17 protein-coding genes are annotated in these 14293 nt (G+C 41.4%); 13 read left to right on the top strand and 4 right to left on the bottom strand.

Features of this window, described 5'->3' with window-relative positions; all coding sequences use genetic code 11:
- Window positions 1–52: 52 nt before the first annotated feature.
- The gene (locus ACFVS1_RS14305) at window positions 53–916 is read right to left on the bottom strand and encodes a metallophosphoesterase (protein ID WP_387548240.1); all 864 of its coding nucleotides are present in this window, start codon (window positions 914–916) and stop codon (window positions 53–55) included.
- A 163-nt stretch (window positions 917–1079) separates the two neighbouring features.
- Between ACFVS1_RS14305 and ACFVS1_RS14300 the strand changes: the two genes are divergently transcribed.
- The 4 genes from ACFVS1_RS14300 (at window position 1080) to ACFVS1_RS14285 (ending at window position 5301) form a co-directional block, all read left to right on the top strand.
- Window positions 1080–2936 (top strand): SLC13 family permease, encoded by a 1857-nt coding sequence (locus ACFVS1_RS14300; RefSeq protein ID WP_387548237.1) that lies wholly within the window; start codon window positions 1080–1082, stop codon window positions 2934–2936.
- 200 nt (window positions 2937–3136) lie between these two features.
- The gene (locus tag ACFVS1_RS14295; RefSeq protein ID WP_352921661.1) at window positions 3137–4342 is read left to right on the top strand and encodes an EAL domain-containing protein; all 1206 of its coding nucleotides are present in this window, start codon (window positions 3137–3139) and stop codon (window positions 4340–4342) included.
- A gap of 74 nt (window positions 4343–4416) precedes the next feature.
- A complete protein-coding gene (locus ACFVS1_RS14290) occupies window positions 4417–4644 on the top strand; it encodes a hypothetical protein (protein ID WP_241590441.1) in 228 nt (75 codons plus the stop codon).
- Between the two features lie 177 nt (window positions 4645–4821).
- The gene (locus ACFVS1_RS14285) at window positions 4822–5301 is read left to right on the top strand and encodes a DUF3993 domain-containing protein (RefSeq protein WP_387548233.1); all 480 of its coding nucleotides are present in this window, start codon (window positions 4822–4824) and stop codon (window positions 5299–5301) included.
- Window positions 5302–5397: 96 nt separating this feature from the next.
- On the opposite strand, the gene ACFVS1_RS14280 is transcribed toward ACFVS1_RS14285, so the two are convergent.
- Both ACFVS1_RS14280 and ACFVS1_RS14275 read right to left on the bottom strand, forming a co-directional pair.
- Window positions 5398–5631, bottom strand: a complete 234-nt coding sequence (locus ACFVS1_RS14280; RefSeq protein WP_352921658.1) for a glutaredoxin family protein — start codon at window positions 5629–5631, stop codon at window positions 5398–5400.
- Window positions 5632–5723: 92 nt separating this feature from the next.
- Complete coding sequence (locus ACFVS1_RS14275; protein WP_387548230.1) at window positions 5724–6683, bottom strand: MBL fold metallo-hydrolase; 960 nt, start codon at window positions 6681–6683, stop codon at window positions 5724–5726.
- Window positions 6684–6866: 183 nt separating this feature from the next.
- Between ACFVS1_RS14275 and ACFVS1_RS14270 the strand changes: the two genes are divergently transcribed.
- The 5 genes from ACFVS1_RS14270 to ACFVS1_RS14250 all read left to right on the top strand — a co-directional run bounded on the left by ACFVS1_RS14270 (window position 6867) and on the right by ACFVS1_RS14250 (window position 9932).
- Window positions 6867–7106 (top strand): YkuJ family protein, encoded by a 240-nt coding sequence (locus ACFVS1_RS14270; RefSeq protein WP_034314086.1) that lies wholly within the window; start codon window positions 6867–6869, stop codon window positions 7104–7106.
- Between the two features lie 115 nt (window positions 7107–7221).
- Complete coding sequence (locus ACFVS1_RS14265) at window positions 7222–7368, top strand: hypothetical protein (protein WP_241590437.1); 147 nt, start codon at window positions 7222–7224, stop codon at window positions 7366–7368.
- A 122-nt stretch (window positions 7369–7490) separates the two neighbouring features.
- Window positions 7491–7931, top strand: a complete 441-nt coding sequence (cbpB, locus tag ACFVS1_RS14260; protein WP_063232001.1) for a cyclic-di-AMP-binding protein CbpB — start codon at window positions 7491–7493, stop codon at window positions 7929–7931.
- Window positions 7932–8131: 200 nt separating this feature from the next.
- Window positions 8132–9565 (top strand): MDR family MFS transporter, encoded by a 1434-nt coding sequence (locus ACFVS1_RS14255; protein ID WP_387549361.1) that lies wholly within the window; start codon window positions 8132–8134, stop codon window positions 9563–9565.
- 160 nt (window positions 9566–9725) lie between these two features.
- Window positions 9726–9932 (top strand): hypothetical protein, encoded by a 207-nt coding sequence (locus tag ACFVS1_RS14250; RefSeq protein ID WP_387549430.1) that lies wholly within the window; start codon window positions 9726–9728, stop codon window positions 9930–9932.
- Here ACFVS1_RS14250 and ACFVS1_RS14245 read toward each other — a convergent pair.
- Window positions 9868–10014 carry a hypothetical protein gene (locus ACFVS1_RS14245; RefSeq protein WP_352922631.1) on the bottom strand — a complete coding sequence of 49 codons (147 nt, stop codon included), beginning with the start codon at window positions 10012–10014 and terminating at the stop codon, window positions 9868–9870. The genes ACFVS1_RS14250 and ACFVS1_RS14245 overlap by 65 nt on opposite strands.
- A gap of 167 nt (window positions 10015–10181) precedes the next feature.
- Here ACFVS1_RS14245 and ACFVS1_RS14240 point away from each other — a divergent pair, with 167 nt between their 5' ends.
- The 4 genes from ACFVS1_RS14240 to ACFVS1_RS14225 all read left to right on the top strand — a co-directional run bounded on the left by ACFVS1_RS14240 (window position 10182) and on the right by ACFVS1_RS14225 (window position 13822).
- Window positions 10182–11066, top strand: a complete 885-nt coding sequence (locus tag ACFVS1_RS14240; protein WP_063231999.1) for a transcriptional regulator CcpC — start codon at window positions 10182–10184, stop codon at window positions 11064–11066.
- A 124-nt stretch (window positions 11067–11190) separates the two neighbouring features.
- Window positions 11191–11901 carry a 2,3,4,5-tetrahydropyridine-2,6-dicarboxylate N-acetyltransferase gene (gene dapD / locus ACFVS1_RS14235; RefSeq protein WP_101224529.1) on the top strand — a complete coding sequence of 237 codons (711 nt, stop codon included), beginning with the start codon at window positions 11191–11193 and terminating at the stop codon, window positions 11899–11901.
- Between the two features lie 75 nt (window positions 11902–11976).
- The gene (locus ACFVS1_RS14230) at window positions 11977–13101 is read left to right on the top strand and encodes an N-acetyldiaminopimelate deacetylase (RefSeq protein ID WP_387549359.1); all 1125 of its coding nucleotides are present in this window, start codon (window positions 11977–11979) and stop codon (window positions 13099–13101) included.
- Window positions 13102–13159: 58 nt separating this feature from the next.
- The gene (locus ACFVS1_RS14225) at window positions 13160–13822 is read left to right on the top strand and encodes a potassium channel family protein (RefSeq protein WP_284702805.1); all 663 of its coding nucleotides are present in this window, start codon (window positions 13160–13162) and stop codon (window positions 13820–13822) included.
- Window positions 13823–14293 lie beyond the last annotated feature (471 nt).

Raw genomic sequence — 14293 nt, 5'->3', positions numbered from 1 at the left:
CGCACAGGTTTTGTTAATAAGTCTGGCGGTTTTCCCCTGTGTTCTTTTTCTTTCATTTTTCGGCTTGTAATTCGTAAACAGTCAACTCCGGACGTGAAAGAAAACGATAGGGGAGACGGGTAGTGCCAAGCCCTCTATTAACATGTAACGTTAATGAATCGATTTCATATGTGCCTTCCCGGTACTTTTCAGCATATGGGGGAGTTACAAGTGCACCGGCAAACGGAATTTGTACTTGGCCTCCATGACTGTGGCCGCTTATTTGATATTGGATGTCGTAAGTCCTTGATATGTCGGCAAGGTCAGGGGCATGTGAAAGCATAATGGTGAACACTTCTTCCGGGATGCCGGAAAGGGCTTTTTCAAAATCCGGCTTTCCTAGCATGGCATCATCAACCCCGGCAATGATTATTTCTTCAGCCGTTAATAAGGTTATCTTAGCTGAGGTATTTTGCAACATGGTAAAATGGGATTTTTCCATGATATCGCTGTAAATTTCTGAGCCATATCCCCCATGATCATGGTTACCGTAGATGCTGAACTTTCCAAGCGGCGCTTTGAGCTGATTCAAAACGAGAGGGATTTTCTGATGAGCCTTGTATTTATTAGGCTGGTCCATTAAATCTCCGGTAAATAAAATAACATCAGGGTCCAGTTGATTTATCTTATTGACAATTGCTTGTAAATCTTTAAGCTGAAATTGAAAGCCTAAATGCGTATCACTGAATTGGACCATTTTCATGCCATGAAAACCTTTTGGGATAAGCGGGTGGCTGATGATTTTATGCTTGGTTTCTAACCATTTCGGCTCCAAATTATGGGCATAATAGTTTCCGCCAATACCTAAACCGGTTAAGGTAGCCAATGTACCAAGACTTTTCTTTAAGAATGTTCTTCTTGATATGGGTTTATTCAAATTAATCAACCTATCTAATATAAAAATGTTACTTCCTCATACTAACAAACAATATACATAAATTGAAGAAAATATCTTCTATGAGCCTTTGAAAAACATGTAAACTGGGGTTTGATGAAACCGTATCCGGTTTGAAATTGAACATCTATACGGAGGTAACATGATGACCGAACCAATGTTTATTACACTGATTATACTTCTATGCGCGATTGCGCTTTTTATACAAGGGAAATTTCGAGCTGATTTAATTGCACTTAGTGCACTATCCATACTGGGTTTATTGGGGATTCTTACCCTGGATGAACTGGTGGCCGGGTTTGCGAATCAAGTGGTCATCATGCTGGCTGGGCTATTCATCGTCGGTGCCGGCCTGTTAAATACAGGGATTGTGGAAAAAACAGGGAATAAGTTGTTGCGGTTATGTGGGGGCAGTGAATGGAAATCGCTGCTTATCGTCATGCTGACTGCAGGAATATTAAGTGCATTTTTAAGCGGAACAGGAATTGTTTCCATACTGCTTCCGCTCGTTATGAGCATGGCCTTACAACAAAAAACAAGTCCGACAAGGTATTTATTGCCCCTTGCCTATGCAAGCAGTATTGGGGGGCTATTAACACTTACCGGTACTCCCTCAAATATGATCGTTGCTGATGTATTACGGAAAAACGGAATAGGCACTTTGGAATTTTTTGACTTTACACCTATTGGCTTAATCGCCTTTGCAGCAGGGTTATTCTTCATGTTGACACTCGGGCGCCTGTTGCTTCCCGAGAAAACGATTGCCGCGAACAACAGTGTCAAGGGACTGTCGGCAGGGGAGCTTGCCGGCATGTACAAAGTATATGACCGATTGCATTATCTGCATATACCCGCTACTTCCGACATTGTTGGAGAAAGGCTGTCAGACCTCCAGCTTCCCATTCAGTATGAATTGACTTTGATTGAAATCCAGCGGAAGCCAAAGGATAAACAATTGCCGCTGCTGCAAAGGCAGTTGACGATTTCAGCCAGGGCGGATGAAGTTCTTCATCCTGAAGATGTCATTTTGGTGTTTGGAGAAGAGGAAGCAGTTGAGAGATTGGCACTTAACTATGAACTGGAGTTTAAACATTTCAATACCGAACAAATAAAGAAACATTTTCTTAGCAGTAGATTTGGATTGACAGAAATATTGATCGTCCCGAATTCGGATTATGAAAATCAAACCTTGATAGAGGTGCATTTTCGTGAGAAATACCAATGTAATGTGCTGGCAATCAATCGGAATGGCGAATATATTCAAGCGGATGTCGGAACGGAACGCTTGAAACCGGGAGATGCAATCCTGATACATGGAGAATGGGAGAACATTGAGAGGATTTCCTCGGATTTACAAGATGTCATCGTTATTGGAAGTACCTCGGATGATGGCTCTCCGGTCCACTCCAGGGGTAAAGCATGGATCGCCTTGGGAATCACTGCATTGATGGTCATTCTTTTATCGATGGAGTCCGTCCCTGCTGTACTATCGGTATTGACGGCAGCCTTGTTGATGGTGATCACTGGCTGTGTCCGTTCGATGGAGGATGCTTACCAAAAGATTAACTGGGAACCTGTTCTCTTGATTGCTGCCATGTTCGGAATAACGGCTGCTTTGGATAATACGGGTGGAGTGAGAATGATAAGTGATTGGCTGGCCGTTTTATTCAGTAATATCGGGGCACACGGCATGTTGGCGGTCTTTTACCTCCTGACACTGATACTGAGCCAATTCATCCCGTATGGAGCCGCGACGGTAATCATGACGCCCATTGCCCTGACATCTGCGGTGAATCAAGGAATCGATCCGCTTCCTGTGTTTCTATGCCTTGCCGTTGCTGGCAGTTTGGCGTTATCCACTCCAAGGGTTGCCACTACCAACGCGCTTGTCATGACGGCGGGTGATTACAAGCATAAAGATTTTATCATGATCGGGATATCCATACAGATCTTCATTGGTGTTATCATGGTGATCACGATTCCGTGGTTCTTCCCATTTTGATCAGACTTAAGGCATTGTTTCCATTTATGGACAATGCCTTTTCAATGTATTTTTTTTCAAATAGATAAGATGAACGGGTATTTTAATGCTCTGAAAAAAGAGTTGTTCAGTAGGAATTAAAATTATTTATTATCAATGCCAGAAACTAATGGTATAATTTTGGCATATTGGTGTTTTCGTAATTAGGGGGAAGATGCATCATGGATACAGAAAAGATATTAAAGAATTTAGACAAAGTGACACCATTCTTTCAACCGATTTTCAGTGCAGATCAACATCAGGTTATCGGGTATGAAATTCTAGGGCGCTATGAGGAACAAGCGGAATATAAAAGCCTTGGCCCTTTTTTTCACGATTCTGCAGTGCCGGAAGAGTATAGGGTGGAAGTGGATAATTACGTACTTGAAATTGCCTTGGAGAGAATAAAAGACTATGGTGAAGATTTTCTTATCTTTATCAACAGAGATCCTAATTTGCTTATGTTGGATCATGGCGAAGAATTCATGGAGATTTTACATCGTCATTTTCAACCGGAGGAAATGCATCGGATCGTGCTGGAATTATCAGATACGATCAGTCCGGAAAACTTAGATCCTTTGCAGCATGTGCTTGCTTACTTTAAAACATATGGGATTAAGATAGCTTTAGATCATTTAGGGGAAGATACGCAATTGGACCGAATCGCTCAGATTTCTCCGAATATTTTAAAAGTTAACCTGGACCAGCTTCGCATTTCAGGTGGAGATGCCTATCAGGTCATCCTGTTTTCTCTAAGCATGCTTGCACGAAAAATCGGCGCCAATTTACTATTTGAAAACATTGAGTCCGAATACCAGCTTCGCTTCGCATGGAAGAATGGGGGACGATATTATCAAGGGTATTTTTTGGCGAAACCGGAAGGCGAGTTCATTAATAAAGATTTACTTCGTGAAAAATTCCATCAAGAATGTCAATCTTTCATTTCTTTAGAGACCAAGAAGCTTGAAGCAGTTTATCAAAAGACTTTGCAATTCAACGAAAATATGCAAAACTTCTTAAAACAGCATAAGCGGGCCGTCTCCCATGAAGAGTTTCTCGGAGTTTTGGCGAAAAAGTTGGATTCCGTATGTTTCCGGCTTTATATTTGTGATGAAGGAGGGTACCAAAAATCCCCCAATATCCTCCATAAGGACGGGCAATGGTTAGTCCAACCGAGCTATATGAATAAAAATTGGAGCTGGAGACCTTATTTTCTCGAAAATATCGTAAAGATGCGTAATCGGAAAACAGGAATACTATCCGATTTATACAGTGATATCGAAACGGGAGAAACCATACGGACCTTTTCATATCCCCTGAATAATAAGGAATACATTTTCTGTGATCTTTCTTATAGTTATTTATATGAAAATGAAGCTCTATTATAAAAAACGATTCATGAATATAATCGCTTTAAATGTGTAACGATAAGCAGAAATGATGCGCTTGGAGGAGACATATTTTGAGCACGTACATCTGGATTCTAATCATAATCGTTACAGTCATGGCGTTATATCTGCTCTTTTATACTTATTCTGTGGCAAGGGCACAGAAAGTGAAAGCCAAATATGATTCGACTATCGATGATTCAGTAAAAGAACATCCTTATTTAAAGAACCCGATATTCGTTTCTCTTTTAGTTGGGACGATTTTGGTTGCCGGTTTTATTTTTTACTATGCTTTTCGATAGTTGTAAGAAGAAGATTTCAATATATGGAATCTTCTTTTTTATTGTAAAGGATGGGCAATGTTTCTGGTTCTAACGGGGAATGTGATTTTGTAGTTTGGCTTTGATCTGGACGGGTATTGAAAGACATGGGCAAATCCGAATCATTAGGAGAAATTCTATAACGAGGAGATGATTGTAATGAGTAAATATTTAGTTGCATGTCTTGCCAGTATCATTCTATTTTTAAGTGGAGGGTTCACTGCTTCAGCGGAGGGCTTACATAGAGAGGAAATACTATCCTTAGTACAGGATGCCATGGAGAATCAAGGCTCGATCAGTGAGGAGGTACGTACTAAGGAAGCGATTGAAGGGAAGTTGGATAAACATTTTACAGATGATTTCATCGAGAAGTTCGTCCAAGCGAATGTAGTGAAAGTTGATGGCGGTTATACCGCATTTGGATCAGATTTCGCTCCATATTATATCCCATTTTTCAGTTACGACAAAAATACGGAAATTATATATGGCAAAAACGGTGATTTCATTTATGTTCAGGAGGAATTCCAGGACACAGGGGACGGACCTGTATCGATGGAAAAACATGTTGAATCAGTTACTTTGAAAAAGGAATATGGAACTTGGAAAATAGCGGAAGTTAAGTATGGAAGTGAAAAATGAAATAAGTGATTTAGAGGAAAGTCCTTCAAAGCTGAAAAGTATGGAGGCTAAAAAGAAAAAGTCCTGGGAAGGCTACAGCCTTCCCAGGACTTTTTGTTATATATTCAGTTCTTTCTTTATTTCGTCCAGTTCAAAACCAATAATGGCTTTTTCATCGATGACGACCGTCGGTGTGGAATACGCGCCATATTTATTCATTAGTTCTTTTCGTGCGTGTCCATCTGCTTTAATATCTTTTTCTTTGTATACGACGTTATTATCATCAAAGAACATTTTCATGATTTTGCAGGGAGGGCAATCAGGTTGGGTATAGAGCGTAACGTCTTTCATTTCATTCCTCCAAGTATGCTTTAGGTAAGGTTTACTTTTTCATTATAAAGAATGCCAAGACATTTGAATAGGAAAAAACCTTAAGGAACATTCTACCGATCTTTTTCCTGTTTTATCAGGTAGTCTATCAATCCCATGGAACAAACGTTAAGGTCCATGGCAATGATATCAAAAACAGGATGATCGGCGGTGATTCCTTTTTCACCTAAATGAACAGCGACCTCCGTGAAAATATTTTTACTGGTAGCTGCCACTTGTTCCTCGAAGCTAGCATATTCCCTATATGCCGATTTGGCAGTCTCAACGAATTTAGGCAGCCAGTAATGAAGTTGTTTATAGACTTCATTAGGGTTTTCCGATACCCCGTAATGGCCAAAATATATACGTTCGACGCCGATGCTTTCATACAAATCCGCTGCAGCAAGCATCGCATCGGGATTAAATTGGTTTGGCGATGTGGACGGTAGGTAAAACTCCAAACCTTCTTCATCAAGTTCACGATAATAGATGCCAACGGTGTCACCTGAAAACATCCCTTTCGAAACTGAATCGAAAATGCTTAAATGATGGTTTGCGTGTCCTGGCGTGTCATAAAAGGTCAACTTGGAATTTTCACTTGTTTTTAGCGTTTCCCTATCATGTTTAGTCAGGATTCTATCTAATGGAATAGGTAATATCGGATCGAAAAGCTTGTTGAATTCTTCACCATAGACTGCTTTAGCTCCAGCGATCAAACGTGTTGGATCTTCTAGATGCCGTGTACCTTTTGGGTGGACGATCACTTTCGCATTCGGACAATGTTGTAAAAAAAGTCCAGCTCCGCCTGCATGGTCCAAATGAATATGGGTAAGAATGATATATGTAATATCTTCGAGGGCGATTCCCAAATGTTCGAGCCCCTTCATTAAGTGGGGGATGGAAGGGCTGGCAGAAGTTTCGACTAAGGTGATGTCTTCATCGGCAATTACATATGTTCCTGTACGATTTCTTCTATCCAAATCAAAACCATCAATCAATGAAATGCGATATCCAAGCTCACTAATGTTTTGCAACAGAATCTACCCCCAGAAATTTTTTCATGTACAAATTCCATTCCTTATTTTATTCTGTTAATAGTGCCATGTAAAGAATGAAGTTTTAAATTATTCTGAATTTATTTCAGCGTGGCTACTGGATAGAAAAGTATGGTATAGTGAAACCTATCGAAAAGGTTTTATTCAGAAAGGAGAGGGAGTATGTCTCAATTACAGGGCATCCTTACCAGATTGAAAAGTCTTCAAGAGCAAGCGAAGGAATCTGAATCTGCTCAACGTTTTTTTGAAATAGATGGTGTGAAAAAGTGCCAGGTTACATATTTCAGCAAAACAGAAATGTTCGAGCTTGAAGTATACAGTGATAAAGGGAAATCATCTAAATATCAATTCGATAATATTGATATGATTACCATTGAAATCTTTGATCTTCTTCAATCTTAAAAAAATCACAAAAAGCCGCCTTCCATTGGAAGCGGCTTTTTTATTGTGAACCGGTCAATATTTACTTGAATGAAGTAGTGATTTTTACGACATCTTATTAATTGGAGGGATGTAAATGAAAAATCCAATGGTAATATGCCCGGAATGCGGTGAGGAAAGGGAAATGGAAAATGTATTAACGGCACAATCGAACCAAAATGTGATTTACCAATGCCCGGAATGCGGTTTTAAACAGGTTAACATCCAAACAAGTAAGGGCTAAGGGTCTATTGCGGAAATCCCGTCGTTTGGGATTTTATTGGTCTAGGAAAGAGCCTTTTCCGCTTACATATGTTAAACTATAGAAAGAGCTGTATATAAAAACATATGGTAAGGGGTTTTAACATGATCGGTACTCATGATGGGGATTTATTGGAATCCAGCGTGAAAGACTTAATGATTTCTTCTGAACGCGTGGCCCACGTGCAGGTAACCAATAATTTAGAACATGCACTATTGGTATTAACAAAGAGCGGTTATACGGCCATTCCTGTGTTAGATCCGATGTATAAACTGCATGGTTTAATTAGCACACCAGTCATTCTTGATTCAATCTTGGGACTGGAACGAATTGAATTTGATAATCTTGAGAATAAAAAAGTTTCCGAAATAATGAATATAGAAATACCTCGCCTTCATATTGAAGATACATTGACAAAAGGTGTGGAATTGTTGATTGATCATCCGTTTGTCTGTGTAGAAAATGACGAACATGTATTTGAAGGTATCTTAACGAGAAGGGCAATCTTGAAAAAGGTATTTAAACAAAATACACCTGATAAATAAGCAAGGCATAAAATGATGGTTAACCTCGAGACTCGCCAGTTGGCGAGTTTTCTTGTTTTTTACATATTCGATCCAGCTAGTGGTAAAGCCTATAAACAGTTAGGGTCTATTAGGGGAGGATGCTGAAATTGGGCCAAGAAGTGAATAGTGCGAAGGTGCAGAATAAAAAGTTGAAACGTCCCTTCATATTAGCTGCCATCATGTTGGCTATGTTTATGAATGCTATTGAAGGAACGATCGTTTCGACGGCAATGCCAGCCATTGTAAGTGATTTAGGTGGTTTTTCACTTTACAGCTGGGTGTTTTCAAGTTATTTGCTAATGAACGCCGTAACAGTCTTGATATATGGTAAGCTATCGGATATTCTCGGGAGAAAACCTGTCCTATTGTTTGGAATCGTTGTTTTTTTAATTGGCTCCATTCTTTGCGGCTTTGCCGATTCTATGACGGAACTCATCATTTATCGCTTTGTACAAGGTTTCGGGGCGGGGGCTGTAGCCCCTGTAGCTTCGACGATTGTTGGTGATATCTATAAAAATGAAGAGAGGGCCCGCGTTCAAGGGTATCTATCGAGCGTTTGGGGCATTTCAGCGGTAATGGGACCCGCTTTGGGCGGCGTGCTCGTTGAATCCCTGACGTGGAAGCTTGTCTTCTGGGTTAATGTTCCTTTGGGCTTGTTATCTTTTATTGGGATTTGGTTTTTCCTTCATGAAAAAATCGAAAAGAAAAAACGTGATATCGATTACCTAGGTGCAGCGCTATTGACGTTATCCATATCCACTCTTATGGTGATACTCGTAGAAGGAGGAGTGAAATGGTCATGGGCTTCAGCTCCGGTCATATCCTTGGCATTAGTGGCCATCATCACTTTTATCTTATTCATCCTTCAAGAAAAGAAAGCGGCCGAACCGATGATGCCATTTGAAATTTGGAAGGAGCGTTCGATTCTTATTGCGAACCTTGTATCCCTGACGACAGGGGTGATGATGATTGGATTATCTAGTTTCCTCCCGACATTCGTTCAGGGCGTGATGGAGCGCTCGCCCACGGTAGCTGGTTTTACATTGACAGCCATGTCGATTGGCTGGCCGATCGCATCAATGGTCTCAGGGAGGTTATTGATGAAAATAGGATTCAAATCAACCTCGCTCCTTGGAGGGTGCTCATTGGTACTTGGGAGTTTGATCCTAGTATGGATGAAGCCGGAGGCTGGGCCCCTGATTGCTGCCATGGGATCATTCTTTGTCGGTGTAGGCATGGGGTTGACTTCTACCTCATTCATTGTCGTCATTCAAAAAACAGTCAGCTGGGAACGCAGGGGTATTGCGACAGCTTCCAATATGTTCATGCGTAATTTAGGTAATACGGTAGGTGCCGCATTACTTGGAGGAATCATGAATATGAGACTTCAAGCCTATTTGAACGAGCATGCGCCTGCGGGCTCGGGAGTGACGATAAATACGGCTAACAAACTGTTGAACAGTGAAGAACGCATGTCGCTTCCTGAAAATGTGGTGAAGGTTTTACAGGAAGGACTTACCTTGTCACTGCAGACCATTTATCTCATCGTTCTAGTCTTTTCTATAATAAGCTTCCTGTTACTTACGCGACTAAGAAAGAATAAGAAGGCATAGGAAAAAAGGCAGACTCTTTAAATGGAGTTTGCCTTTTTTAAGGAAACGCGACTCTGATGATCAATTGAATCAATAAGGCGATCGTGACCGAATGTAAAATGAATTTCAATTGTCGAGAGGAGATTTTTTGAGCCACAAGTTCGTCGGAAGGTTTCGGTTTATGAAATTCATGATCAAAGCGACAGTCAAAAGACAGATGGCCAATAGATTCATCGCCTTTTCAGAGAATGAATTAGCAAGCAGCCCGCCAGAAAAGCCACCGAAAAGGGTAAATGGGATTAACTGGAAGGCATCCTTCAATTTTAACTGTTTCTTCTTGAGTGATATATTAAACTGGAAAAAGAAGAAAACATATTGGAAAACTTGACTGAACCAATAATCTGGTGGATGGGTAAACCTATTAACAGAAGAAGAGATGGCATGCCGATAAGACCGCCGCTCCCGGCCAATGTACCGACAAAGGATGCTGTAAAACTGATGGCAAGCAATAAAATGATTGGCAAAGGCTAACCACTCTGTTTCTTTTCTCTTGTATTATAAGCCGACTTTGTTGATAATAAAATTTAAATAAATTAATTCATCATGATAAGATTTGATTATCAAGAGGTTGGTGTGTATGTCATTTTCAGAATTTCATTTATTATCCGTGCTTGCTCAGGAAATGAATATGAGAAAAGCGGCTGAGCGGCTGTTCGTTTCCCAGCCGGCTTTATCTCAGCGTTTACAATCAATAGAAAAGGATTGGGGCTCGAAACTGTTTTTGCGTTCACAAAAAGGGCTGTCACTGACGCCGGCAGGTGAAGCGGTAATTCGTTTGGCCAATGAAGTGATAGAAAAAGAAGAAAAGGTCAGGGAAAGCATCCAAGCTATGGACCATGAAGTATATGGCACTTTGAAAATAGCCTGCGCCTCGATTGTCGGTCAAAATTGGCTGCCGCAAGTATTGAAAAAGTTCGTCCAAAAATACCCGTATGCCAAAATTTCCTTGATCACTGGCTGGAGCAGTGAGATTTTAAAGTCTTTGTATGAAGGGCAAGTACATATTGGCATCATAAGGGGGGCCCCGGATTGGAAAGGGGTAAAACAGCACTTATTCACGGATATGCTTTATTTGGTGGATACTGAAATGAAGGAACTGAATCAAGTGTTCGAAACGGACCGGCCATTCATTCAGTTTAAAAGCGATTCGAATTATTACCAGGAAATCCAGGACTGGTGGCATCGGCAATTTAAAACGACACCAAAAAACACCATAGTCGTGGACCAAATCGAGACATGCAAGCAAATGGTGTTTAATGGTATAGGATATGCGATTCTGCCAGCCATCACTTTACATGATAAAGATACGAATGTATTCAAAATCCCTCTACTGGATGGGCATAACCACTCAATCGAACGTGATACATGGCTTTGCGGCTATGAATCTGCCTTTCAGTTAAAGCAAGTCCAGGCATTCACGGAAGTGGTGAAAGAGCATATTCGCGACCAAGGAATGTTATAGGTCAGCCTACAAAAATGTCAATAGGGCAGAATAATATATAAGAGTGACATTCAACTTGTCTTGCCGGCTGTTGTCTGGTAAATTTAAAACGAGTAATGATACATATTTAGGAGGTTTACCCGGAATGAATAAAATGGATGCAAACGAAATTATTTCTTTTATCTCAAATAGTAAAAAATCTACACCTGTAAAGGTATATGTCAAAGGTGATTTAGAAGGCATGGATTTTGGTCCAACTTCTAAAACTTTCATTACAGGTAATACAGGGGTTGTATTCGGTGAGTGGTCTGAAGTCGAAGAAGCAATCAAGGCAGCAGGAACAAAAATCGAGGATTATGTAGTTGAAAATGATCGTCGTAACTCCGCCATTCCTTTATTGGACCTAAAAGGCATCAAAGCCCGTATCGAGCCTGGCGCAATAATTCGTGACCAAGTATCCATTGGAGACAACGCAGTCATCATGATGGGTGCATCAATCAATATTGGTTCTGTTATCGGTGAAGGTACAATGATCGACATGAACGCAATACTGGGCGGACGTGCAACAGTGGGCAAAAACTGTCACGTAGGTGCAGGTGCCGTTTTAGCAGGTGTTATCGAGCCGCCTTCCGCACAACCGGTCATTTTGGAAGATGATGTGTTAATCGGAGCCAATGCGGTCGTACTAGAAGGTGTCAAAATCGGTGAAGGTTCCGTTGTGGCGGCTGGTGCCGTTGTAACGAAAGACGTTCCTCCATACTCCGTGGCTGCTGGTATCCCGGCGAGGGTCATTAAACAAATTGACGAAAAAACAAAATCAAAAACAGAAATCATGCAAGAACTTCGTCAACTTTAATTTCTTTAGTGAATATTGCCTGAAGCGTGGATAAATATATCCACGCTTTCTGTATAGGGAGGGAATAATGTGAAAATAAATCCTTTTGCCGAGATCCGGCGTGATTTGCATCAAATACCGGAGATAGGATTCAAGGAATTCAAGACGCAGCAATACCTACTGAATTACATAACGAATCTAGCCCAGGAGCGCATGGAAATCGAAACTTGGCGGACTGGGATATTCGTGAAAGTGAAGGGAAGGAATCCGCGAAAAACGATTGGCTACCGGGCTGATATTGACGGTCTGCCGATAAAAGAGGAAACCGGATTGCCGTTCGCATCCAACCACGAGGAATATATGCATGCCTGCGGTCATGATTTTCATATGAGCATAGGTTTGGGGTTATTGACATATTTCACTGAAAATCCGATTGATGATGACTTGCTATTCATCTTCCAGCCTGCAGAAGAGGGGCCTGGAGGAGCTGAACCTATGCTTAAATCGGAAACCATGAAAAAATGGAAGCCGGATATGATCCTTGCCTTACATATTGCTCCAGAGTATCCAGTTGGAACGATTGCCGTTAAAGAAGGGCTTCTATTTGCCAATACCTCTGAATTATTCATCGATTTGAGGGGGAAAGGAGGGCATGCAGCCTATCCTCATGAAACAAATGATATGGTCATTGCGGCCTGCTCGCTTGTAGGGCAGCTGCAAACAATTGTTTCTAGGAATGTCAATCCACTTGATTCAGCTGTCATAACAGTTGGGAAGATTACTGGAGGCACCGTTCAAAACATTATTGCAGAGACAGCGCGGTTAGAAGGCACAATACGCACCCTTAACCCCGAATCGATGGTAAAGGTCAAGTCAAGAATAAAAGCGCTTGTGGATGGTATACAAGTGGGATATGAGTGCTCAGCTGATATCGACTATGGAGCGATGTATCACCAGGTATATAATGAAGAGCGGTTGACCCGGGAATTCATGGAATTTACAGAGAAGTCAAATGCTGTTCATTTGCATTGTTGTACTGAAGCGATGACTGGTGAAGATTTTGGATATATGTTAAAAGAGATTCCAGGATTCATGTTCTGGCTGGGGGTTTCATCGGAATACGGATTGCACCACGCCAAGTTAAGTCCTGATGAAAAAGCGATTGAACTCGCGATCAATCACTTAACGGAATATATAACGTTTAAAGGAAGCGAAGCGTAAAAATGCTTTTCAGTACAGAACATGCTCTAAAAAGAGAACGAATCACGTTGGAGGGCTTATTGTGAAAAAAGAATTTGCGGTGATTGGACTTGGCCGTTTTGGCGGCAGCATAGTCAGGACATTAGCTGAAGAAGGATTAGGGGTTCTGGCCATCGATGCTGACGAAGATCGAGTGAATGAATTTGCCAGGATAGCTTCACATGCCGTTGTAGGAGATACGACGGATGAAAATGTGCTGAGAAACATAGGTATTCGTAATTTTGATCACGTCATTGTAGCGATTGGCGAGAATATTCAAGCTAGTATATTGACGACCCTCATGCTTAAGGAATTAGGTGTCGGAAATGTAACGGTTAAAGCGCAAAATGATTATCATGAGAAGGTTCTCCGGAAAATCGGGGCCGACTTTGTCGTGCACCCCGAACGTGATATGGGAAGAAGGATTGCCCATAATATCGTCTCCAATAATATCCTCGATTATTTGGAGCTTTCTGATGAACACTCCATCGTCGAAATTGTTGCCAGCCAAAAGATGAATGGAAACTCGATATTTGACCTTGATATCCGTGCTCACTATGGGCTGAATATCGTCGCGATCAAAAGAGGGAACGAAATAAATGTCTCCCCACAGGCGAGCGATTTAATTCATAAAGGTGATATTTTAATCGTCATTGGAGCAGATTCCGACATCAATCGTTTCGAAAAAAAGATTGTAGAATAAATAATTGTCCTGCTAAAATCGAGCTGCGCTCACTTTAAAGGAAAATAAAAAGCCCAGCTATATGATGGCTGGGCTTTTCAGACTGTATACGAACTCGATAATTGAGTTTGTCTACAGTTTTTTTGATTGTAAGATTTGAATGGTGATTTCCACTCCAGGCACTCGCTTTCCGCGGGCGGTCCGGGAGCCTCCTCGGCGCACTTGCGCCTGCGGGGTCTCCCTAGGACACGTATTCCCGCAGGAGTCTCGTACCCTCCGTTCCAATCAACCTTGTTTTAATCATTTAGATAGACCCTCTTTTGGTTACGAACTGAGAGAAGTCAATAGGCAGATTACAGACTGTAGACACAGTTTTTTTTGAGGTGGGATATTGAACGGTGATTTCCACTCCAGGCACTCGCTTTCCGCGGGCGGTCCGGGAGCCTCCTCGGCGCACTTGCGCCTGCGGGGTCTCCCTAGGACACGTATTCC

Source organism: Peribacillus sp. NPDC058075 (assembly GCF_042885195.1).
Lineage (GTDB): Bacteria > Bacillota > Bacilli > Bacillales > DSM-1321 > Peribacillus.
This window is presented reverse-complemented; position numbering and strand designations above follow the sequence as displayed.

Bases quoted from the DNA above. Each gene is read 5' to 3' on its own strand.
- ACFVS1_RS14300 (WP_387548237.1), top strand. From the start codon at position 1,080: ATGACCGAACCAATGTTTATTACACTGATTATACTTCTATGCGCGATT.
- ACFVS1_RS14295 (WP_352921661.1), top strand. From the start codon at position 3,137: ATGGATACAGAAAAGATATTAAAGAATTTAGACAAAGTGACACCATTC.
- ACFVS1_RS14285 (WP_387548233.1), top strand. From the start codon at position 4,822: ATGAGTAAATATTTAGTTGCATGTCTTGCCAGTATCATTCTATTTTTA.
- ACFVS1_RS14280 (WP_352921658.1), bottom strand. From the start codon at position 5,631: ATGAAAGACGTTACGCTCTATACCCAACCTGATTGCCCTCCCTGCAAA.
- ACFVS1_RS14270 (WP_034314086.1), top strand. From the start codon at position 6,867: ATGTCTCAATTACAGGGCATCCTTACCAGATTGAAAAGTCTTCAAGAG.
- ACFVS1_RS14265 (WP_241590437.1), top strand. From the start codon at position 7,222: ATGAAAAATCCAATGGTAATATGCCCGGAATGCGGTGAGGAAAGGGAA.
- cbpB (WP_063232001.1), top strand. From the start codon at position 7,491: ATGATCGGTACTCATGATGGGGATTTATTGGAATCCAGCGTGAAAGAC.
- ACFVS1_RS14255 (WP_387549361.1), top strand. From the start codon at position 8,132: ATGTTGGCTATGTTTATGAATGCTATTGAAGGAACGATCGTTTCGACG.
- ACFVS1_RS14250 (WP_387549430.1), top strand. From the start codon at position 9,726: ATGAAATTCATGATCAAAGCGACAGTCAAAAGACAGATGGCCAATAGA.
- ACFVS1_RS14240 (WP_063231999.1), top strand. From the start codon at position 10,182: ATGTCATTTTCAGAATTTCATTTATTATCCGTGCTTGCTCAGGAAATG.
- dapD (WP_101224529.1), top strand. From the start codon at position 11,191: ATGAATAAAATGGATGCAAACGAAATTATTTCTTTTATCTCAAATAGT.